The 21297-nt window shown below is 63.1% G+C and carries 18 protein-coding genes and 1 pseudogene; 10 read left to right on the forward strand and 9 right to left on the reverse strand.

All coding sequences use genetic code 11. The features are described from left to right. Positions 1-44 precede the first annotated feature (44 nt). The 3 genes from I596_RS13100 (at position 45) to I596_RS13110 (ending at position 1979) form a co-directional block, all read left to right on the forward strand. Positions 45-1286: a site-specific integrase gene (locus I596_RS13100; RefSeq protein WP_083965562.1), complete on the forward strand. Its 1242-nt coding sequence runs from the start codon at positions 45-47 to the stop codon at positions 1284-1286. 79 nt (positions 1287-1365) lie between these two features. Beyond that, positions 1366-1698, forward strand: a complete 333-nt coding sequence (locus tag I596_RS13105) for a type II toxin-antitoxin system RelE/ParE family toxin (protein WP_223303832.1) — start codon at positions 1366-1368, stop codon at positions 1696-1698. Continuing rightward, the gene (locus I596_RS13110) at positions 1695-1979 is read left to right on the forward strand and encodes a helix-turn-helix domain-containing protein (protein WP_067648751.1); all 285 of its coding nucleotides are present in this window, start codon (positions 1695-1697) and stop codon (positions 1977-1979) included. The genes I596_RS13105 and I596_RS13110 overlap by 4 nt, the downstream gene beginning before the upstream one ends. A gap of 71 nt (positions 1980-2050) precedes the next feature. Here the strand turns inward: I596_RS13110 and I596_RS13115 are convergent, their stop codons facing one another. From I596_RS13115 to radC, 4 genes are all read right to left on the reverse strand, one after another. Further along, entirely contained in the window at positions 2051-2605 is a 555-nt protein-coding gene (locus I596_RS13115) for a PDDEXK family nuclease (protein WP_067648753.1), read from the reverse strand. A gap of 194 nt (positions 2606-2799) precedes the next feature. Then, positions 2800-3330 carry a hypothetical protein gene (locus I596_RS18505; RefSeq protein WP_150132148.1) on the reverse strand — a complete coding sequence of 177 codons (531 nt, stop codon included), beginning with the start codon at positions 3328-3330 and terminating at the stop codon, positions 2800-2802. A gap of 853 nt (positions 3331-4183) precedes the next feature. Then, the gene (locus tag I596_RS13125; RefSeq protein ID WP_067648759.1) at positions 4184-4378 is read right to left on the reverse strand and encodes a DUF2274 domain-containing protein; all 195 of its coding nucleotides are present in this window, start codon (positions 4376-4378) and stop codon (positions 4184-4186) included. 604 nt (positions 4379-4982) lie between these two features. Continuing rightward, entirely contained in the window at positions 4983-5624 is a 642-nt protein-coding gene (gene radC, locus I596_RS13130) for a RadC family protein (protein WP_425478775.1), read from the reverse strand. Positions 5625-6064: 440 nt separating this feature from the next. Between radC and I596_RS13135 the strand changes: the two genes are divergently transcribed. Continuing rightward, positions 6065-6973, forward strand: a complete 909-nt coding sequence (locus tag I596_RS13135) for a RelA/SpoT domain-containing protein (RefSeq protein ID WP_067648765.1) — start codon at positions 6065-6067, stop codon at positions 6971-6973. A gap of 280 nt (positions 6974-7253) precedes the next feature. Further along, positions 7254-8355 (forward strand): annotated as a pseudogene (locus I596_RS13145) (IS3 family transposase). A 156-nt stretch (positions 8356-8511) separates the two neighbouring features. Here the strand turns inward: I596_RS13145 and I596_RS13150 are convergent. The 3 genes from I596_RS13150 to I596_RS13160 are packed head-to-tail and all read right to left on the reverse strand — an operon-like array spanning position 8512 to position 13342. Next, the gene (locus I596_RS13150; protein ID WP_067648770.1) at positions 8512-9780 is read right to left on the reverse strand and encodes a hypothetical protein; all 1269 of its coding nucleotides are present in this window, start codon (positions 9778-9780) and stop codon (positions 8512-8514) included. Continuing rightward, positions 9777-11957 (reverse strand): sensor histidine kinase, encoded by a 2181-nt coding sequence (locus tag I596_RS19230; RefSeq protein WP_269465535.1) that lies wholly within the window; start codon positions 11955-11957, stop codon positions 9777-9779. The genes I596_RS13150 and I596_RS19230 overlap by 4 nt, the downstream gene beginning before the upstream one ends. Positions 11958-12004: 47 nt before the next feature. Then, complete coding sequence (locus tag I596_RS13160) at positions 12005-13342, reverse strand: TRM11 family methyltransferase (protein ID WP_150132149.1); 1338 nt, start codon at positions 13340-13342, stop codon at positions 12005-12007. Between the two features lie 25 nt (positions 13343-13367). Between I596_RS13160 and I596_RS19290 the strand changes: the two genes are divergently transcribed. The 3 genes from I596_RS19290 to I596_RS13170 all read left to right on the forward strand — a co-directional run bounded on the left by I596_RS19290 (position 13368) and on the right by I596_RS13170 (position 16289). Continuing rightward, entirely contained in the window at positions 13368-13676 is a 309-nt protein-coding gene (locus I596_RS19290) for a helix-turn-helix domain-containing protein (protein WP_190278907.1), read from the forward strand. A gap of 50 nt (positions 13677-13726) precedes the next feature. Beyond that, a complete protein-coding gene (locus tag I596_RS13165) occupies positions 13727-14914 on the forward strand; it encodes a TRM11 family methyltransferase (RefSeq protein ID WP_067651950.1) in 1188 nt (395 codons plus the stop codon). A gap of 400 nt (positions 14915-15314) precedes the next feature. Next, complete coding sequence (locus I596_RS13170; protein ID WP_067648775.1) at positions 15315-16289, forward strand: Dyp-type peroxidase; 975 nt, start codon at positions 15315-15317, stop codon at positions 16287-16289. A 241-nt stretch (positions 16290-16530) separates the two neighbouring features. Here the strand turns inward: I596_RS13170 and I596_RS13175 are convergent, their stop codons facing one another. After that, positions 16531-16935 carry a hypothetical protein gene (locus I596_RS13175; protein WP_067648778.1) on the reverse strand — a complete coding sequence of 135 codons (405 nt, stop codon included), beginning with the start codon at positions 16933-16935 and terminating at the stop codon, positions 16531-16533. Positions 16936-17372: 437 nt separating this feature from the next. Between I596_RS13175 and I596_RS13180 the strand changes: the two genes are divergently transcribed. Both I596_RS13180 and I596_RS13185 read left to right on the forward strand, forming a co-directional pair. Further along, positions 17373-19040, forward strand: coding sequence for a tetratricopeptide repeat protein (locus tag I596_RS13180; RefSeq protein ID WP_067651953.1), 1668 nt, complete (start codon positions 17373-17375; stop codon positions 19038-19040). Positions 19041-19437: 397 nt separating this feature from the next. Continuing rightward, positions 19438-20046: a hypothetical protein gene (locus I596_RS13185; protein ID WP_150132150.1), complete on the forward strand. Its 609-nt coding sequence runs from the start codon at positions 19438-19440 to the stop codon at positions 20044-20046. A gap of 353 nt (positions 20047-20399) precedes the next feature. On the opposite strand, the gene I596_RS13190 is transcribed toward I596_RS13185, so the two are convergent. Further along, complete coding sequence (locus I596_RS13190) at positions 20400-21269, reverse strand: DUF2306 domain-containing protein (protein WP_190278908.1); 870 nt, start codon at positions 21267-21269, stop codon at positions 20400-20402. Between the last annotated feature and the right edge of the window lie 28 nt (positions 21270-21297).

Consider the following 21297-nt stretch of genomic DNA (forward strand, 5'->3'; position numbering starts at 1 on the left):
TCGCCCTGCTACGACGGACCAGTGCACACATAGCGCACACGAAAATGGCCACGATCACTCAACTCCCATCGGGTCGATGGCGCGTTCAGGTCAGGCGCAAGCAATCGTATGCGAGCGAGACCTTCCTGCGCCACGAAGACGCGCGGAAGTGGGCGACAGCGACCGAGCGGCGGATCGATCTTGGCGAGTCGCCGCTGAAGCGGGCCAAAGTGGACCCGACCACGTTCGCGCATCTCATCGACCTGCACGTCGAAGACATGCGTGAAGTCGGCAGAATCCTGCGACGCTCCAAGCGCTTCACGCTCGATGCCCTCAAGACCAAGCTCGGCAAGGTCAAGCTGAAGGACCTCACGCGCGAGCGCCTGATCCAGTTCGGCAAGGATCGCGCGAAGGAAGGTGCGGGCCCGGTGACACTGAGTGCGGATATCGGCTATCTCAAGCTCGTCCTGACGCACGCCGCTGCCGTGCACGGCATCGACGTCAGGGTAGAGCCGGTCGACCTTGCCCGCGTGGCACTCAAGCGCCTGGGCCTGATCGGGAAGTCACGTCAGCGCGATCGACGCCCCACGCCCGACGAGATCAGGCGTCTGCTCGAATACTTCGAGGACAAGCGCCATCTGATGATCCCGATGGGCCGCATCGTCCGGTTCGCCATCGCCAGCGCCATGCGCCAGGAAGAGATCTGCCGCATCCGCTGGAGCGAGGTGAACGTGGAGCAGCATGTCGTTCTGGTTCGGGACCGAAAGGATCCTCGCGAGAAGGACGGAAACGACCAGTGGGTGCCTTTGCTCAACCTCGGCGGGTTCGACGCGCTCCGGCTGATCCGGGTCCAGCGCAAGTACCACCCGCGAGGAGACCTCATCTTCCCCTACAACTCCCGGTCCGTTGGCGCCGCATTCCGTCGCGCCTGCCGCGAACTCAAGATTCAGGACCTGCACTTCCACGATTTGCGCCACGAAGCGACCAGCCGCCTGTTCGAGGCGGGCCTGCGCATCGAGCAGGTCGCACTCGTCACGGGGCATCGCGACTGGAAGATGCTCAAGCGGTATACGCATTTGCGCCCTGAGCACCTGCATCGCGACCGTCCGCGCGCCCGTGCATCTGCCGCTCCTGTCCCGCCCCACGAGGCCGCTCGCCTGCTCGCCGCAGCTCTGGCCACCCAGTGGCATGGGGACGCAGCCCTTGCCGCTACCGGCCCTGATGACGACACGCTCTCTACGCAGGACGCCTTGCTGTGCCTTTTGCAGGGACTTGCCCCCGGCATCGCGAACGCGCCAGTGCAATGACGCCCACCGCGCCGGCCAAATGCCGCCCGAGCAAAGGATGGCCCCATGACTTGCCATTTATATCCATATGGATATACTCATGACTCTGAAACCCGTAAGGTTCCTGGGAGACTCCCTGCAATGCCTGCGTGACTTCCCGGCCAACGCCAAGCAGGACGTGGGCTACCAACTCGATCGTGTCCAGCGCGGCTTACAACCGGACGACTTCAAGCCGATGCCCTCGATCGGCCGTGGCGTCGAGGAGATCCGGGTCTGGGACGAGTCCGGAGCCTTTCGTGTCATCTATACGGCTCGCTTGGCGGACGCGGTCTACGTAATTCACGCCTTTCAGAAGAAGACGCAAGCCACATCGAAGCGGGACGTCGACATCGCAAGAAGGCGCTTCGCCCTACTGATGAGAGAGACACCATGAGTACCAAGGCCGAGAGCTACGCCAGCGTGTGGGATGCCCTCGCCGAATCGGCAGAGGAAGCGGCAAATCTCAAGGTCCGCGCCGAACTGATGCGAAAGATCGCCGATCTGATCCAGGGCAGCGGCTGGACACAGATGGAAGCCGCCTTGCGGTGCAGGGTCACTCAACCGCGCATCAACGATCTGCTGCGTGGTCGCATCTCGCGCTTCTCGCTGGATGCGTTGGTGAACATTGCCGCAGCACTGGGGCAACAAGTGCATGTGGAGCTTGAAGCAGCATAACCACCGCCAGATCGCTCACGTCTTCCAGCAAAGGACGCACCGGAGCGGAATAACCCCGCCCCGCCTGTGCCTCAGACACGATGCTCGAAGCGAGCAGCCCTGGCCGCCGTCAAGGCATCAGACAACGGCATTACTCGCGAGCCTTCATCTCCGCAGGAACAAGCCCCTTTCATGCTGCTATAAACTTCGTTCATGATTGCGACGCGGTCGCAGCCATCGCATCGCAGGAACATATCTTTGTAGCCCCACGACGTGTGGTCGACGATGCCACCGGAGCAGTCCGTTGCGTCCAACGGCAGCAGAACCTGCAATCCAATCTCATCACCACACGTTCCTTCGCCAGGATCAGGGATCGGACCTTGGGCCACCACGACGCGACGCCCAATTTCGCGCGCAAAGCGCTGGAGCAATTCCATATCGTACTCATCGCTGCCTTTGACCTCGAAGTAGCAATGAAACTCCGGCAAGTAGAAATCCGGCAGGTACAGATCGGCATCGACCACGAATCCCTGCACCTCGTACTCCCACTTGATCTTGGCCGTGTCAAAGAAAACGGCCCATCTCGCCTCCAGACGGCTGCGAAACTTGTATCCCTTGTAATGGGTGGTTATTGGCCTGATCGCCATGTCACTCCCCCAAGCTTGTGGTAGAAATCGATCAGATGGATGCGTCAGCACTTCTACAAGATCGCTCGACGCGCTTTCTCTACTTTCTTCGAAATGAACCCGAATCCAGCAGGGCCGACCGCATCTCCGTTCGCCGCCGGAGGGGTCCAGGACTGCAGTCTCGTCTCCAGGGAAAGCACCCGGCGCACAACAGGCTACATCTCTGGCTGATCGAGCTCGCACAAGGCGTCCTGAGCAGCCTTCACATCTAGGCCGAATGCGTCCAATAGAAGCACTGCCCGTAGGGCGGCCTGTGCCTCTCCTCCCTCTTTCGGCGCCTGAGGCTTGAACCGCAGCCCGTGCGCTACGAGCCAAGCCTGCGTATCTGCGACGGTCGTCCAGGTGAATCCCGCGGTCAGCATCGAGGATGCGGTCAAGTTGGACACGTAGTGCGGAGTCAGCTCGTCGGGATTTCTCAACTTCAAACCACGCACCAGCCTCCCGCGCAGATCCTTGTTCATAGATTGCTTGGGATCGTCGATGATCCCTTGTGCGGCATCGCGATAGGCCACCGGATTAGCGCGGATCTCGGCAACATCTGGCGCCATCCCAAGGACTCTACAGATCGTCACTACCGCACTCTTTCCCTGTGCTGGCGATAGACCGGCGGCGCGCGCTGCAGCTACGACGGTCTGACCTTCCGCGACTGCGAGAAGCACTTGCGCCTTCTTGATATTTGGAGTCATTTCACCCTCCCCTTAGCGGAACTATTGTCTTCCTCAACCAACTCGGTCTCGAACCGTAGATCCGCTGGAACGGCGCGAACATCCCCTCGCTCGTCGATGGAGATTCCCTGCGTTGACCGGACACGTTCGATGAGAATATGGGACACGCGGCCACGCACATTCAGCAGTGCGATGCAGCCTTGGCAAAGCATATGCACGCCGCCGGCCAGGGGATAGGAATGCCAGTGGAAAGGCCGATGGTGCTTGTCCGTGTCGTACTCCTCGCGCTGGCCACACGCCCAGCAGGTTTCGATCCTCCTCACCACAGCTTCCTCCCAATGTGCCGCCCAATCTTCTAGGTCGCGAATCGACGCTCCGATAGCGGCCGGCCGGCCATGAACGGATTCTCCCAACGGGATCCGGTATTCCCCACTAAACCGTGGTTCGTGACTACCAAATACGGATCACCTGGGAAGATCGCGAGCACGACTGCGGGGTCCGATACGGTCGTTCCACCAGAGAAGTCGCTGCTCCTGCCTCTGTTGATGGCTGACCTGATGCCTTGTAGCGGCTCTCCGACTGTAGCCGTCCATTCAACACCGTTGTGCAGGTAGGTGATGGAGTACACGCGCCGCGAAGGGGTTGGCACAACTCTGTTCGCAAACGCGGCGAGATTCGCGAAGTCGGCCTCGGCCGTTTCGCTTGAAGATGCCGGGAGGAAGAACCTCGGTGCTTCACTCATGGCCATGCCTGTCTGGCTCGATCAATTGTGATCAAGCATAGACCATGTGAAGACCTCTCCCAGCACTAGCACGCGGAGCAATATGCGCTGCTTCCGATGCCCCTGATTGGTCGAGCGGACGAATGAAACCTGCTATTGGACCTGACGTTTGAACGCACGATCCCGCGCCATGAACGCCTCCAGCATGTGCGGGATCAGCGTGGTCGCGTCCACCGCCTCGCCGTAGGTCTGCGCGTGCAGCGCCGCATAGCGGTCGAGGTCGGCCTTGAGCATGGCCGGGCACGCGAAAGTCACCTTGACGCTCTCGGTCTTCGGAAGTGGCCCCATCGACGAACACGCACGGCTGCTTGGTTGCGAGCGGCCTCGCGAATACCTTCGCGAATGCCTCGCGCTTGAGGTGCGCCACGCGCCCGGCCCGAAACACGTCACCGGGCTTGACCCGATCTTCGCTCGCCGACAAACCGCTGCGCTCCGGATCGCACTCGACCAAGGCGACGTAGCCGTCGTCGAACAGCTTGTGGTGTACGGCGCACAGGCCCCAGCCCGTCGTGGTATAGCGATCCATGCTCGCGCGCAGGCGCTTGTCCAGCAGCAGATTGCCGGTATCGAACGCGACGCCGCAGACCAGGCAGACGCGCCGCTCCAGGGAGATATAAGACTTGTCGTTCATGAGGTGACTCCGTTGCTCGGGCGGAATTGCCCGGCACCGGGCCAGCACGGCGCAGCGCAAGCAGTCACAGGGGCGCAGACGGCCCCAGGCCGCCAGCGTGCGAGCACGCGCAGCCCTTGACGGCGAGAACGCCGTGATACGGTGAAGGGACCAGCAAACGCCCCGCTTCCACCCGTTCGTGCAGCCAACAAGCGCATAGGACGCGCTGGCCCGCCGGGCCTGAAGGGCGAAGCAAAAGAAGGGGGCCGAAGCCCCCTCTCATCAGATCAGGCCACGCCGAGCCATAGACACCGAAGACCGTCCGCCGATGATGATGTGATCGAGCAGTCGCACGTCCACCAGCGCGAGCGCCTCCTTGAGGCGACAGGTGACTGACTGGTCCGCGCCACCCGGTGTCGGATCGCCACTCGGGTGGTTGTGAGCGACGATCACCGCCGCCGCATTGAGCCGCAACGCCAGCTTGACGACTTCGCGCAGGTATACGTGCGCCTCATGGACCGTGCCGCGGAACAGTTCGGCGTACTCGATCAGCCGATGCCTCTGATCGAGGAAGAGCACCGCGAACACTTCGTGCTCCAGGCCGGCCAGTTTGGTCTGCAAGAAGGTCTCGACATCGGCTGCCGACGTGAACGCCTCGCCCCGCTGCATCTTGCGGTCGACCACTTGGCGCGCCGCTTCGATGATCTGCGCATCGGTTGCCGGACGATAGCGACGGCCTGCTGCGTCCCGCACCATCAACGAGGTAGCCAGCGAATTGGATTCGTGCGACATCTTCGTGCTCCGGTTGCTCGGGCGGAATTGCCCGGCACCGGCGCCCCACACGGCGCAGCGCAAGCAGTCAGGGGTCAAAGACGGCCGCAGGCCGCCAGCGTGCAGGCACACGCAGCCCTTGACGGTGAGCACGCCGTGGTACGTTGAAGGGACCAGCAAGACCGCCCCAAATATTACGCCCCAGCAAGCGGAGCGCGCAGGCCCGTCAGGGCCGAAATGCGGCAGGGATCAAAGCCGCAGGCCGCGACTCGGTGAGAGGCGCGGGGCGCAGCCAGCGAGCCCGTTGGCGAAGCCGAGTCGCCATCAGCGGCCGTGGACGCCACAGTTCTTAGCTCCCTTTGCGGCACTCCACTTCGGTCATTTCCTATGCCTAAGCCAACATGAGCTCGCTAGTCCGTCAAATTGATCGATAACTCGGAACAAGGACGCCCGGCATCGGCCGCCACCCACAGCAATCTATCGGGCTTGCTCTGTCCACAGTGGTCCTCCACTACGGCAACGTCCACCGCGCCCTCCAAGAGATTGGACGCGCGAACTCGCTATAGTTCTGCCTCACCAACAGGGAACCATCGATGACAGGAAACCCTATTCCCTCGCTCGCGCGCTACGAGGTCGTGGTCGAGCCCCATCGGCGGGCCCTCAAGAGGCTCGTACTTGAGTGGGACTTCTTCGTTAGAGATGTCAGCAATCTCAACGTGTTTTCGGTTTCTGATCGCGTCAAGCGGTACGAGCGCGCGGTAGCCAAGTCGGCGCTCCTCGATATCCCCATCGACATGCTCGATGACCTGGCCGGCCTGCGCGTAGTAGTCGGAACCTTGGCCGAGGTCCCCATCGTCATGCGATTTCTCACTCGGCAGGAGGTCAGCAAAGACCTCAAGATCATCAAGAGCGTCAAGATCGAGCACGAGACCGGTTATCGAGCGACCCATGTAGTGGTCGAGAAGCGCTCCGACTACCAGGCGTCGGCTTATCCCGGCAGGGTTGAAGTTCAGATCCACACGATCTTCCAGCAGGCCTTCAATTTCCTTTCCCGCAACTGGAGCTACAAGCAGCCGTGGCAGGTCTCGCCGGATTGGTCGGATGAGTTCGTTGAGCTGTCCCGTCTTCTCACCGCAATCGATCACAAGGCACATGCACTGCACCTAAGACAAGCCGACTTCCAGGTCGCGACTGATGAATCGGCGCTTACGCCCTATTCCTATCAGGCGATTGTGAAATCGGAGTTTGGAGAGGACATTGCGGTTGATGACGCGGTGGATGCATGTCGTATGTATGTGGACCTTGGCTATCCAACCAACGCACACCTGCGCCGGCACTTCCGCGACCCCAGAATCGCCGACCTTTATACCCTCGTAGAGTGCAGAGCAGCCGTCTCCGAGACTAGCGCCATCCTCGCCAAAATGGGACGTAGTGGGTTCTGGTCTTCATTCGGCATCAAGATCGGATCGCCTGATCTGAAGAAGTTCTTCCAACTTTGCTGACCCGATGCTGCACAGTGAAACTGAAGCAGTCGCCGACCAAGGCTCCGATAGTCGATGTGGCGGGAGCAAACGATCCGCGCAAATGTGAAGCACCCGGTTAACGCCGGCGCATTGCGATCACCGCGGAAGGCAGCATCTTGATCTCATCAGCGGCCTTGGGAAACAGGAAGGCCAGCAGATCGTCATAGCGGCGATCAGGCCTGTAGTGCGGATGACCTGAGACGAATCGTGTAGCCAGCGGGATGGTGAGTTCTCTACCCTGAAGAGGCAAGGAGAACTCATGAAGAAGCGATTCGCGGATGAGCAGATCATCGGGATCCTGCGCGAGGCCGAGGTCGGCGCCACGTCGATCAAGGCGCTGTGCAAGAAGCACAACATCACCGAGCAGAACTTTTTTGCCGCTGGCGCAACAAGTTCGGCGGGCTCGACGTGCCGGACGCGCGTCGGCTGAAGGACCTGGAATCGGAGAACACGCGCCTGAAACGCCTCGTCGCCGAGCAGTTGCTCGTGATCGACGGCATGAAGGAAATCGTCCGAAAAAAATGACAACCCCGTCGGCGCGGCGCGATGCGATCCAGAAGCTGGTCCGTCGGGGAGTCTCGGAACGCAGGGCGTGCCGGTATCTCGGCCTGAGCCGGCGCATCAGCAGCTATCAGCCTCGGCAGGCGGCCAAGGACAGGATCTTGGCGGAGAAGCTGTTGGCCGCGTCGCCGCAGGTGCCTCGCTTCGGCTACCGCCGGATGGCGGCATGGCTGGAAATGGGCGAGGCGCGCGTGCGCCGGCAGTGGCGGGCGCTGGGATTGAACATCCCGCGCCGCCGCCCGCGGCGCCGGCGTTCGGGCTGCGACATCCGGCTGCCAGGTGCCGTCCGGCCGAATGCCGTCTGGAGCTACGACTTCGTGCACGACCAGATGATCGACGGTCGCGCCCTGAAGTTGCTGTGCGTGATCGACGAGTACACGCGCGAGTGCCTGGCGATCGAGGTCGGCGCGAGCCTGAGGGCGCAGGATGTGATCCTGACGTTGTCGCGCTTGATGCGTCTGTACGGCAAGCCGGCGTTCGTGCGCTCCGACAACGGCGCCGAGTTCACGGCGGCAAAGGTCATGCGCTGGCTGCGCGACGCGGCCATCGGCCCCGCATTCATCGCGCCGGGAAGCCCTTGGCAGAACGGCTTTGTCGAGAGCTTCAACGGCAAGCTGCGCGACGAGCTGCTCAATCGCGAATGGTTCCGCAGCCGCGCGGAGGCGAAGGTACTGATCGAGCGCTGGCGGCAGTTCTACAACGAGAAACGGCCACACAGCGCACACCGCTACAAGACCCCGGCCAGTATCCGCAGGCGATGGCAAGAACCCGATACCATACCCACCGAACTCACCGCCTGATTGGCTACAAGTTTCGTACGCAGGTCAAGCTAGCTCATGCCTTCTATCGACGCTGTCGAACGCGTGGCCGCTGAGCGGTTCGGGAAGGACTCAAGCTGATCATCTGATCGCAGGACGAAATGATGATTCTCAGCGAGGATTGAGCGCAAGCTATTGTCAGAGAGACTGGGCTACATCACCTGAGGCGGGGCTGGCAACGGCGGTGGCTTGCGCCGGCGACGCCGAGGCATCTGTGGCGGCCGGTCGCAGAATCTTGGGAACGGTGGGTAAGCCGGTACGTTGAAGATAGCTGGTGTATTTTTCCTGCAAGCGCGTCGAGAACGGAGGCAGCAAACGCCCCTTGCGATGCGGCTTCCACTCCTCCCAGCCCCCCACCTGCAGCTCCTTAAATTCAAAGCAATATGCATCGCCGTCGAACATTGCGAAGACTGTGTACTGCGGGTCACGATCCATGATTTGGCCGTACTTACCGATAGTTATTCTCGAATCTGCGATCTTTTTGCCCCGAAGCAGATACAGATTCGGCGCAACACCATTCTTGCGAATGACCACATCGCACTCAGGTCGCACGTTAATGTAGAGCCCATTGTCGTCAGGACGCCTGAAGAAGTCTCCGGGCGCAATACTGTTGGCATGCAGCCGCTTCTCCTCAAGCACGCGCTCGCCTTCCAGCACGCGCTTAAGAATCTTTTCATAGCCGGAAGGATCGGCAGTGTGCTTGGCCTCGATTTCGGACACGAAGGAATCCAGGTCAAGCTTGAGCGTGTCCATCCGCGATGCGACCAGCCGAGTGATTAGGCGTCCAAGATCGTCAGCAGCAGACGGACCATCGTCGGTATAGGTTTCCCACAGCATTACTGGCCAATGGGGACTGCGATCGTGCAAGTCGATGAACAGCTCATTGAGCGCCCGGATACTTTCCCGCTCCCACGTCTTGAGCGTAAGCACCGAGGGTACGTTTTTCGCCCACTCGTTCAGGACGTGATACACCTTCGCACCGACATCACGTTTGTTCTTAAGCAGGAGCCGCCCGCTGGCGAGGTACCCGCCCATGTCATCGTGCCGTTTGAGATGCCCCTCAACGGTTTCCAGGTCCTCGTTGGTGAAGATTACGACCGGAGTGTGCCGATATGTGCCGAGCCGACGTATGAAGTCGACATTGGCCTCGTAAAACTGCTCTCGAAGCGATTCGTTCAGCGGAGTTTCGGAAGGGAAGAGGTGCCAGTCCATGATGACGAAGGCGACACCCGTGTAATTCTCCAGATCAGCACGTAAGGGCGGCAGAGTCGTATGGATGATCGGATGCCCCCCTGCGGCACGAATCGCCGCAATAATTTCGGTGATCTGTTCGTCGCTACCGTCCTCGGCCTGGTCGTCAATGACGACCGCAACTCCCTTGAACAGCCCTTGATCGATCTCGCTCATTCTCCATCCCCCTTGACGAACGACACCACAAAATTCGCGCCGGGCAAAAGGCGCTCGGATTTGTCGGCGACCTCAATCCCGTAGTCATGGCGGTCGAGCAGCTGCCGCGCTATGTACAAGCCCAAGCCACGACCTTCTTCCGCCTTACCTGAATAGAACGCATCGAAAATGTAAGGCACGTCATCGGCACGAATGCCAGGCCCGTTGTCGGCGAAGAACAGCAGCCCTCGGTCGCCGTCTAATAAGATCTCAATCTTGCGCGGCTCAGGAATACCCTTAAGCCAATAGAGCGCGTTGTCGAATAGGTTGAGGAGCACCTGAAGCAATACCGCATCGGTTGTCTTGGCGACCAGTGGACTGCCGGCCTGCTCGATGGTCACCTCGATGCTGGCTTTATCTAGCAGCGCGCCGAACAAGCGCTCGACCTTCTGGACCAGTTCGAAGACAACAATGTCCTTGCGCCGTTGCTTGGTGCTCTTGAACAGCAATTGCATGTCCTTGAGCTGGTCTGCGATGAAGGCCAGGCTTCCGCGGATCGACAGCAATTCACGCTTCAATGCCTCCGGGTCGATCGCGCCGCCGCGTTGCGCCTGGGCGATGAGTGCGTCGGTCGCGGACATCGCAGTTCGCATGGCCAAGGTCAGGTCATGCGTGGCGGATTCCACTGACAAGCCGACGCCTGCCAAGTGCTCGGTCGTCTCGGCTCGATGGACGAGGTAGCGTCGTTCCCGTTTGTACTGACGAGCCGCCGTGTCCAGCTTCTCGCGAACTTCCGTCGGTGTACCTGCCTGCTTGGCCGCTTCGGCGGCTTCGTCCAGCGAGGCTTGCACCGCGTTCTCCTTGAACACGACGACATCTTCGCTGCGCTGGTGCTTGATCTTGTACTTGGCGTACGGGTCCTTGCGTACCCACGCCAGAAATATCTGCAGGAGGGCCCGGAAATCAGCGGTGGGATCGCCAGTATCCACCAAGCCTTCGCGGCTGGTCTTGTCGCGCAGGTCCGGGTTGCCGGCCTGCGTGATGTTCACATGGCCGACAACCTGGTCGTTGCTCAGGAATTCACTGGCCTTGACGGTACCACGCCGAACATCAATCAACAGCCAGTCGTCATCCGGGTCGCCGTAGGGATATACGCGGATGCCATCTCGATAAAGATAGATGCGGTGCTGCCGGAGCAGCTCTTTGTCGTCGTTGTCCAACCGATACTTTGTGCCAGCGTCGGCACCAAAATCGAAGACATAGAATTCGAATCGGAATGGGCCACATTGCGTCCGTCGGTCGAGTGACGTACCAAAGTTATCGCGGAAAATCCGCATGCCTGTCAGTACCGGATCGGTCAGCGCTATTTGCTGCGGCCGTCCGTCAACGGTGAACTTAAAGCTCTCCGTGACCGCATCGAAGCGTCCTTCTATATGGAATACGGCGCGGCTCTTCAGCAGATTCGCCAAATCCTGCTGGCGCACGTCAGCGAACGGTTCGTAGGTACCGTTACGATAGATGACAATCTCGAAAGGGTCTTCCGGTTCGTCATCCTCGCCGCCAAGGTTGAAGATCGACTGCAAGCGCATCAGATCCAGATATACCTCGTCCACCTTCTTCTTGGACCACGTGCTAGTGAGATGACTGATCTCGATGCGTGTGCCGTGGCGAGGCCGACGCATCGACTTCACACCCAGCTCCATGACTTGCGTGCTGATCTGCTGCGCTGGCTCGACCTCGCGCAGCGACAGACGCACGTCGTCCAGGAACAAGGCGTTCTTATTTTCGTCGATAAAATCCGTGTTGTATCCAGAAACGTCGAGGATCAGTACCTGCTCAGCGCTGGCGCGACTGGCCCTCGTGGTAAGCGTGATCGTGCGTCCGAGCTTGAGCAGAGCGAATCGGCCGATCCCTTTTTCGCCCTGGATCACGCGCCCCTTCTTCGTGATGCCGCGCTGGGCATGCTTGTCCTGCAGCTTGATAGGTGTAGCCGGGTTGGCCCAATGGTTCTCGATGATGTCTGGCGTCATTCCAACGCCGTCGTCTTCGATCACGATCCTGGAGTCGGCGTTGCCGCGGAAGGTGGAGTCGAATCCGTCGAAACTGACCTTCACCCAACTGGCGTCGGCGTCATAAGCATTCTTGATCAGCTCCACCAGCGCCACACGCTCATTCTTGATCAGCTGGTCACCCAGCATCGTCAGCAGCCGAGCGTAAGGGCGGAACTTCAGGGATTTGGCTCGGCTCATATATGGGCAATTAGAACGAATTCTTCAGCATACAGTGGACGCGGAGTACGCGATCGGGTGTAGCGCCCCACCCCATCACGATAGGGCGTTGCGCATTTGTTGGAGATGCGCCGGCGCGCAGCGCGCACGGAGCGGAAGCCCGCCTGCAACAAGGCCTCAGTCAAATGCGCAGCGTTATCGATCTCGACGCCGCGATAGTAGGTATTGCCGATCACGAACATCGCCATGCCTTTCGTCGAAAGGAACTCGAGACACCGCTCGGCCACACGCTGCATGTCCAGGAAGTAGTTGGCGACCGCCTCGGCGGCAGCCGAATCCTGGGAATACAGCGTGAATACGATCTGCCGGCCGATGTGGTTGAGCGCGGCATGGCCGCGCCTGAAGTTCAGCGCATGCTGGCTGCTGCCGATCGACCCAATGCGCAGCTCGCGGTAGTCTTGCGCGTAACCCAGCCACAACGACGAGAGCTGGTGCAGGTCCGCGTATTCATAGGAGGTGACGTACGGCGGGCTGGTCACGATCAGGTCCACTGGCTGCGCGGGGGCCGTCACGGTGAGTACGTTGGCGTGCCAAATGTCCGGCATAGGGCCCGGGGCAGCGGCGTCGCCGGCTTCGTCGAAGGCCTGCGCCATCAACTCGACCTGTTCCAGGAAGGCTTTGCGTACATCCTGCGGCATCTTGTCCGGATCGAGCGCAGGCTTGATGGCGCGCTGCTGCCAGCGCGAGCAGCTCTTCAGAATCGCCGAGAACGCGCAATAGAAGACTGGCCGGTACTTGGACCGCGCAGGCACCTCCGCTTTGATCGCGTTACGCAGGCGCGCCAAGTCCTCGAACGATTTGGGTGCAAACCAGCGGCGGAGGCGCCGGGCAGCCGGTTCGGTCAATCCGTGCCGGCGAGACGCGGTACGCATGGCCTGGACAATGGCGTCGCTGCGCTTACGCACTGCCGTCCCTGAGCAAGGGGTGCTTTTGGTGCGCGCGATCAGCGTCGCTACCGGATTGACATCGCAGCCCCAGAACGCAAGCCCGGCACGCCGTGCTTCATGGGCCACGGTGCCGCAGCCGCAGAACACGTCCCCTACGCGCTTGATACGCATACCTTGGGCTGCGCCGTAGGCCAAGGCACGCCCGGTTAGGAAGGCCGGAAACTTCGCGGGATAGGCATGGATACGGTGCAGCCTGGGCTCGGGCGTGTCGGCCTGATCCCAATGGCCGGACAAGGGCGCGTCAACAAGCCGGCGCGCGCGCACCTGTGCTGGCGATGTCACCTCCACGAACTGCATCGCCCCCCCAATCCGCTCCATCCAGTCACGGTGCAGCAGTGGCATATTCATAATATGCATGCCACCATGGCGTCCTATGAAGCCTACATCCTCGCCTGATCCGGCACAACTTGTCTTGCGCGCTCGCACAGCTTTAGGGTTATCGCAGCGCGATTTCGGGGCGCGGGTGAGCAAAAGTCAGGGTCTCGTCAGCAAGTACGAGAGCGGCCGGGTCGCGCCTCCCGCGCATATCGTGATTCATTGTATGAATATATTGGGCGAGAGCGTTCTCCCGCAGCCTAGTGCAATCCAGGGCTGGGACGCTGTGCACACCGCATTAGCTCAACTCCAGCGGGCGCTGGCATCTGTGACCCCGACTTCGCGCCGATCTCAGCGCACGATATGACACCCTCCTACGCTGACCGCGGCCCCACCGCCCCTGCCGAGCCTGTCCGTATGCAAATCCGCACCATACATCCCTTTCCGGCACGCATGGCCCCGGAGTTGGCGCTATCTTCCCTGGCGGATCTACCAGCAGACAGCCTCGTACTAGACCCGATGGCAGGGTCGGGTACCGTCCTGCGCCAAGCCCTGGCTTTGGGCCATCGTGCGATCGGCTTCGACATGGACCCCTTGGCCGTGCTGATGAGCCGGGTGTGGACCGCACCGGTCGACGAGGCCGTCCTCGATCGTGAAGTGCAGGGACTGATGGATGGGGCCACCGTCGTGGACCTACGCTCCCAGACGCTGCACTGGCACGACGAGGAGACACGTGCCTTCGTGCGCTACTGGTTCGACGGACCGCAGCGCCGGGCGCTGACGCGCCTAGCCTATGTCCTGGATGAGCTGCGGTGCGCCCGCCTGTCTGGGCGGCGCCGGGCCGCGCTGGATGTGATGTCCATCGCCCTAAGTCGACTGATCGTGACCAAGGAGCAAGGGGCTTCGCTAGCCCGCGACACCTCGCATAGTCGACCACATCGTGTGGCCGAGACCTCGGACTATGATGTCAATGCGAACTTCCTGCGCTCGGTGCAGCAACTCAAGCGTCGTCTGCTTGAGAACCGTCCTCCACAGGCCGCTCGTATCGAGATTGGTGATGCGCGCGCGTTGACGCTCGAGGCACGCAGCGTCGATGCCATCCTGACCTCACCACCCTATCTGAACGCCATCGACTATATGCGCGGACACCGGATGTCGCTGGTGTGGCTCGGGTATCGCCTCGAAGAGTTGCGCACGATCCGATCGACAACGATTGGTGCCGAACGAGCTGCCGATGCGGTCGCGGATCGCGCCATACATGACGTGGCCACAGCCATGTGCGATGTCAAGACCCTGACCCCGCGCCAGCACCACATGGTCGAGCGATACGCCGGCGATCTGGTGCGTATGCTCACCCAGGTCGAGCGGGTACTGAAGACCTCCGGACAGGCCACGTTCGTGGTGGGCAACTCGTGCCTCAAGGAGGTCTTCATCCGCAACTCCGAAGGCGTAGCGAAGGCCGCCGAACTGGCGGGCCTGACTCTGGCGCAGTTGCGCGAACGAGAACTGCCGACCGGAAGCCGCTACCTGCCCATGACTGCACACGGTGCCTTGTCCAAGCGAATGCGCACCGAAACCGTGATGACGTTCAAACTCAACGCTTAGCCGTGGCGAGCCATCCTCACTAAGACAACAGCACGCGCTAACCAATAGTGGTGCGCAATTAATGCACACATACTGCACACGCCCCTTTTCAAGCAACTGAAACTCAAGGACTTTCCGCCCGTTCCATCATGGGCGCGACCGAAAGAATTTTTTCTTTGTAACTCAATTTTTTATCTCTAATGATCAGCGACACGACCGGTCCCGGAAGCACGCGCGTGCCGCGGGATTTCGGCCAGTTTCAAACGGCTGCGACGGCTCAGTGCAGGCAGCAGCGACGTCACGATGAGCACTATAACGATTGGCGTGGACTTGGCTATGGACGTCTCCGCCGTGGCCGATACCATGACCGGGTAGACGCCGTAGCGCGTGAATCCCCCCATCCGTTGAAAGGAAAGGATACGTGCCCTCCCGCCCCGCGCCGATCTCCGCGACGAAGCAGGCGCTCGACACCGAGCCGCAGTACATCGATGCGCCGCTATCGGTCGCCGCCGCCTTCCTCGTCCTGGCGATCAAGGACGACGACGCGTCCCTGGCGACCGCACGTTCGGTGCTGGGCAGCACGGACGACCTGATCAAGAGCATCACCGTCCGCGACATCAGCCACACGTTCACCTGCAACGTCGGTATCGCTCACCGTGTCTGGCATCCACTGACCGGCCGGCCCTTGCCCAAGGAGCTGAGGCCGTTCAAGGAAATCAAAGGCGCCAAGCACACCGCCGTGTCCACGCCCGGCGACCTGCTCTACCACATCCGCGCCCCGTCCATGGACCTGGTCGTCGAGTTCGAGAAGATCCTTCTGGAGGCCTTCGGCGACGCGGCCGTTCCACTGGATGACGTAGCCGGCTTTCGCTACTTCGACGGCCGCGACCTGCTCGAGTTCGTCGATGGCACCGCGAACCCGGACGGGCTGGCGCTGCCTGCGGCTACGATCGTCGGCGAGGAGGACCCGGACTACGCCGGTGGCAGCTACGTGGTGATTCAGAAGTATCTGCACGACCTGGCGGCGTGGCGTGCTCTGAAGGTGGAGACGCAGGAGCAGATCATCGGACGCACGAAACATGGCAACACCGAACTGCCCGATGCACCGGCGCCCGATCAGAAATCCCACAAGACACTGTGCACGATCACCGACGCGCAGGGCGAGCACGACATCCTGCGCGACAACATGCCTTTCGCCACCCCGGGTCGCGGCGAGTACGGCACCTATTTCATCGGCTACTCGCGATACCTGTGGGTGATCGAGAAGATGCTCGAACACATGTTCATCGGCGATCCGCCGCCCCTGCACGACCGCGTCCTGGATTTCTCGAAAGCCATGACCGGTGTCGTGTTCTTCGCGCCCGCACGCCCGCTTCTCGCGGACCTGGGCGACTGAACGCGACCGGCGCCGGCGCATGCCGGCGCCCACGCCCTTGCGATCGCGGTCAGCCGGTCCACCAGGTGCCTGGCTGGCATGCAATGCTTCGCGCAAAAGCGGTACGACGCTGTGGTAGCCCTCGCTGCCGAAGGCCTTGCCTTCGGCGATGCGCGCCCTGACCGTGCCGGTGCTGGCCCTCCGCGGGTGCCGACGACCGGATCGAGCCACGCCGCGAAGCAGCATCGGCTGGAAACACCTGTCAGGAGGGCATGCCGATGCCGATCAGTGCCTGCAAGGCAATGCCCATGCTGATGGACAAGAGCCAGAGCGCCAGCCCCTCGAACAGTCTCTCGAGCTTCTTCGCTCCCGCATGGGGATAGTCTGTCCGCTCACGCTTTCGCAGGATCTCATGACTTTGCCGGATCCGGTCCATCAGTGAGAACTGTACAAAGAAGGCCAGCAGCGCCGACAGGAACATGAGGCCGGCCGCCAGCATGATCTTGATGAAGAATTTCTTGTCGCCATCCACGAACTGGACCAGCGCGATAAGTCCGCCGGCAGCCGTCATGGCGACCGTCCCCAACTGCTTGAGGTAGTCAAAAGACAGCTCGACGGCCGTATCGAGACTGACGTGCGGTGTTTTTTCCTGCGGGGGGTGGTCCATGAAGAACTCCGAATTCGTGTCGTGCAGACTGATAGCCGGATCACGATGCGGTACGTCGCATCGGACCATCACCGCGATGTCGCTCGCCCCCAGGGCTGTCAGGTCCGGCCAACGAGCTGGCGTGTAGCCGGACCCGCCGACGCCTGCTCATCCTCCTCCGCTGAGCGCTGGATGGGCCCGCGGCACCCATCCCCCCACGATCGGCACCCAAGCGACGATCTCCCCGCGCATGATCGATTTTCGCCGCCCTCGGCTCGGGTATGCCAGCCCCTCCCGCAAAGCTCATCCGGTTTCCGGCCCGTGCATGCGTCTTCCCGACAGGGCTCCGGATCTTTCCGGGACAGGGGTCAGCGGCTGAAACACGCGAGGGCCGCCTTGCCCGCCCCCCGTCCACGGGCTCTGCTACTGTCGGCCTACCACTCTGGGGGGAGACCATGATGATTCGTCGATCCTTGCTGCTGCCGCTGCTGGTGGTCCTGCTGGCCGGCTGCGATCCGGTGCAGAAAACGACCACCGGTGCCGCTGCCGCTCCCGATGCCGCCGTCCCGCTGTTCGACACCTTCGGCGACCTGCACCGTGATGTGGGCACGCGCGTGCCCACGGCCCAGCGCTACTTCGACCAGGGCCTGCGCATGGCCTACGGCTTCAACCACGAGGCGGCCGGGCGCGCCTTCGCCGAGGCGGCGCGGCTCGACCCGGACTGCGCGATGTGCGTATGGGGCCAGGCCCTGGTGCTGGGGCCCAACATCAACCTGCCGATGGATCCGGCGCTGGCGAAGGACGCCACCGCCTTCGCCGCGCAGGCGGCGCGCCTCTCCGGATCGGCGCGCCCGGCCGACCGTGCACTGATCCAGGCGCTGCAGGCGCGCTACGCCGACCCGGCGCCGGAGGACCGCCAGCCACTGGATCGCGCCTACGCCGAGGCGATGGCCCACGTGGTCACGCAGTTCCCCGACGACGACGATGCGGCGACCCTGTACACGGAAGCGTTGATGGACCTCTCGCCCTGGGCGTACTGGGAGAACGATGGCGCCCCGGCGCAGTTCACTGCGCGCATCCTCGGCGAACTGGAACGCGTGCTGGCGCGAAACCCACGCCACATCGGTGCGATGCACTACTACATCCACGCCACCGAGGCCTCGCCCGCGCCCGAGCGCGCCCTGCCCTATGCCGATGCGCTGGCCGCGCTCGCACCCGGCTCCGGCCACCTCGTGCACATGCCCGCGCATACCTACATCCGCGTCGGCCGCTACCACGACGCGACGCTGACCAACTTCGCCGCGACCACCGCGGACAAGGATTTCCTGGCGGTGTGCCGCGGCAGCAACGGGGTCTACCCGCTGGGCTACGTGCCGCACAACTGGCACTTCGTCACGATGACCACCAGCCTGACCGGATCACGCACGCTGGCGCTGCAAGCGGCGGGACAGACCGCCCAGCGCGCGGACCGCGCCGCGATGGGCCAGCCGCCGATGGAATTCATGCAGCAGTACGTGGTGGCGCCCCCGCTGGTCCAGGTCCGGTTCGGCGACTGGGACGCGATCCTGTCCGATTCCAGCGCACCACCGGAGCTGCCCTACCCCGCCGCGATCCGGCACTTCGCCCGCGGCATGGCCCACGTGCGCAAGGGCGCATTGGCCGAGGCCGGGCGTGAAGCCGACGCCTTGCATGCAATCGCGCGCGACCCGGCCATGGCGACGGTGAGCTTCTTCGACATCAACCACGCCGACACCGTGCTGCGCGTCGCCGACGCCCTGCTGCGCGGGGAACTGCTGCGTGCGCAGGGCGAGCACCCGCAGGCCATCGCCGCGTTGCGCGAAGCGGCGGCCGTCGAGGACACCCTGGCCTACAACGAACCGGCGGACTGGCCGCTGCCGGTCCGGCCCTACCTGGGCGCCGCGCTGCTGGAAGCAGGCGATGCGAACGGCGCAGCGGAAGCGTTCGGCCACGACCTGAAGACCTATCCGGACAACGGCTGGTCGCTGTTCGGCCTGGCGCAGGCGCAACGCGAACTCGGGCAGGCCGATGCCGCGCACGAAACGGCGCGTCGGCAGGCGGCCGCGTGGCAGTGGGCAGACGCACCGCTGACTGCGGCACGCTACTGAGCCCCGACGCCGCGGCAATCACCGCGGCGATCACGTCCCCGCTGACGGGCGCCACGCCGGTCGGAGCGTCCGTCAGGACGCGGCGCGCAGGCGCCTTCCGCGATTCCGTGGCGATGCCGCGGACTGGCCCTCGGCCAGGACGAGGCCCCGCCCGCGCGCGCTGCCGGCGGGGCGATGGCGGCTGGCCAGGCCTCGTATTCGCTCGGCCTGATCGAGGCGAGCGCCGGCGCCGGAAGGCCCGCGCGCACGGGCGGCCGGATGCCGCCCCAAGCTTTCCCTAAGGAATGCGGACGCGGCCTCGCCAGGCCCCATGCCTTTCCTCAAGCGTCCGCCGCATGCCCGCGAAATACTGCGGGACAGGGGCCGCGACCGCCCGCGGGCCGTCCCCGCGCGAGAAATGACGCTGTCCAAGCGCGATCTCATCGAGGCCAGACCAGCCCCGGAACCCGGAATCACCGAAGGAGAAGGGATCATGAGCACCTGGCGTTCCTTGTCGCTACTCCCGTCCGGCATCGTGCTCGGCGCCGCGATGGTCATCGGCCAGGCGGGCGCCCAGACCTGCGCTGCCCCCTCCGTGCTGACCGTCAATGAATCGACCTTCTTCAATACGTGCCTGAGCGGCGACAACAGCCTCGTCGTCGCCTGCGGCATGTTCGCGTTGACCGGCCCGGCCCTGGTCATACGCATGCCGTTGCCCTACCCGATCGGGCAGATTTCAGTGCAGTCGGCGAGTGCGGGCTACGATCCGGCCTTGTTCCTGTTGCGCGCGCAATGCGGCAACAACGCGCCGTGCGGATACGCGGTGGACTCCGGCAGCGTGGTCGATACGCTGGACCTCGCCCAGGTGGACAGCGGCGACTACTTTCTCGCCATCGCGCCCTTCCACTTCGAATCGAGTTCCTGTGGGCAGATCATCGTCACCCACAGCATGACGCCGCAGCAGCAGGCACTTGCGCGCGATGGCGTGTTTCGCGGCGGTACCAGCGCGCCGTCACCCAACCTGTGACGCCAAGCCGCTCTGCGGGCATCCGGACATGCCCGGTGCAAGGCCGTGCCTCGCGCAGCGCAACCGGGGCCGCCGCAGCTGGCGATCTCGACGCCCGACGCCCGGCGCGCCGTCCCGTTCGTGCCCTCGGGACCATCGCGGGACTGACCCACACCACTGCACGCGCCGTTCGACGCGGACGGCGCACCGCCGCTCTCCACGGCTGATACGCGGGCAGGATCGAGCCGCGCGAAGGCGCCCAGCCTGGACGTTCCTCTCGGGAAGCCGACGATCGCCGGACCATGGCCGCCACGATCCGGCAGGCGCTTTTCCGCGAAGGCCTGCCGCCGCGCGATCCGCGCGCCGTCCTGCGATCAGCGGGGTACGAGCTGCAACAGGTGCTTTCCGTATTTCCCGGTGGGGGTGGCGCTGACCGCAAGGATCGCATAGGCGAAAACCAGCCCGGTGACTGCGAGCACGGCCACGGCCGGCCACGTCAGGCGGCGTGGCAGGACGATCCGCCGGTGCGCGTTGCGGATGAAGAACTCCGCGATCACCAGGTTGGGGACGAAGAAGAGGTACAGGATCGCCTGGTCGAACGGCCCGCTCGCGCCGCCCTTGCCGATACCGATGCCACCGGCAAGGTCCTTCCAGGCCCGGAATTCGAGATCGAACAGCCACGCGCCGAGCACCATCGCGAACAGGCGGATGACCCACGCCCGGTGCAGGTCGAACCGTTTCGCGCGGGCATGGACGTACGCCATCACCGCACTCAACGTCAGCACCGCCCCCCAGAGGCCGAATGCAATGGAGGCCGACCGGGTGTAGGCGCCGTGGGTCAGAATGAACGACAGGCCGCCGATCCCCGCCAGGACACCCGCGCTCACGTAGACCCGGCCGGTCCAGCGGTGCACGGCGCGATGGCGGGCCCGGATCCGGGCCGAGAACAGGATCGGCCAGGCCAGCACCAGTACCGCGCCCGTGACGAAGTGCACGCCGATGCCGATGTTGGCGATCCAGTCGGACACCGTCGGCATCGGCAGGCCTGCCACCAGGGTGTGCCACTGTTCGAAATTCTTGAACGTGGCGCCGGCCGCCCGGAGAATGATGTAGCTGCCGAACGCCGCCAGGCCCGCCAGGGCCGCGAACCGGTAGAAGCGGCCGACCCCGCGGAGCACGCGGTCTTCGACGGGAGCGGGCTGGGGCTGGACCCGGCCCATGGTCGGCCTGGCTTGCTCGTTCACGGCGTGCTCCCCGCAGGTGGATGGCACC

Source organism: Dokdonella koreensis DS-123 (assembly GCF_001632775.1).
GTDB classification, from domain to species: Bacteria; Pseudomonadota; Gammaproteobacteria; order Xanthomonadales; family Rhodanobacteraceae; genus Dokdonella; species Dokdonella koreensis.

Bases quoted from the DNA above. Each gene is read 5' to 3' on its own strand.
- I596_RS13100 (WP_083965562.1), top strand. From the start codon at position 45: ATGGCCACGATCACTCAACTCCCATCGGGTCGATGGCGCGTTCAGGTC.
- I596_RS13105 (WP_223303832.1), top strand. From the start codon at position 1,366: ATGACTCTGAAACCCGTAAGGTTCCTGGGAGACTCCCTGCAATGCCTG.
- I596_RS13110 (WP_067648751.1), top strand. From the start codon at position 1,695: ATGAGTACCAAGGCCGAGAGCTACGCCAGCGTGTGGGATGCCCTCGCC.
- I596_RS13115 (WP_067648753.1), bottom strand. From the start codon at position 2,605: ATGGCGATCAGGCCAATAACCACCCATTACAAGGGATACAAGTTTCGC.
- I596_RS18505 (WP_150132148.1), bottom strand. From the start codon at position 3,330: ATGACTCCAAATATCAAGAAGGCGCAAGTGCTTCTCGCAGTCGCGGAA.
- I596_RS13125 (WP_067648759.1), bottom strand. From the start codon at position 4,378: ATGGGGCCACTTCCGAAGACCGAGAGCGTCAAGGTGACTTTCGCGTGC.
- I596_RS13135 (WP_067648765.1), top strand. From the start codon at position 6,065: ATGACAGGAAACCCTATTCCCTCGCTCGCGCGCTACGAGGTCGTGGTC.
- I596_RS13150 (WP_067648770.1), bottom strand. From the start codon at position 9,780: ATGAGCGAGATCGATCAAGGGCTGTTCAAGGGAGTTGCGGTCGTCATT.
- I596_RS19230 (WP_269465535.1), bottom strand. From the start codon at position 11,957: ATGCTGGGTGACCAGCTGATCAAGAATGAGCGTGTGGCGCTGGTGGAG.
- I596_RS13160 (WP_150132149.1), bottom strand. From the start codon at position 13,342: ATGAATATGCCACTGCTGCACCGTGACTGGATGGAGCGGATTGGGGGG.
- I596_RS19290 (WP_190278907.1), top strand. From the start codon at position 13,368: ATGAAGCCTACATCCTCGCCTGATCCGGCACAACTTGTCTTGCGCGCT.
- I596_RS13165 (WP_067651950.1), top strand. From the start codon at position 13,727: ATGCAAATCCGCACCATACATCCCTTTCCGGCACGCATGGCCCCGGAG.
- I596_RS13175 (WP_067648778.1), bottom strand. From the start codon at position 16,935: ATGGACCACCCCCCGCAGGAAAAAACACCGCACGTCAGTCTCGATACG.
- I596_RS13180 (WP_067651953.1), top strand. From the start codon at position 17,373: ATGATTCGTCGATCCTTGCTGCTGCCGCTGCTGGTGGTCCTGCTGGCC.
- I596_RS13185 (WP_150132150.1), top strand. From the start codon at position 19,438: ATGACGCTGTCCAAGCGCGATCTCATCGAGGCCAGACCAGCCCCGGAA.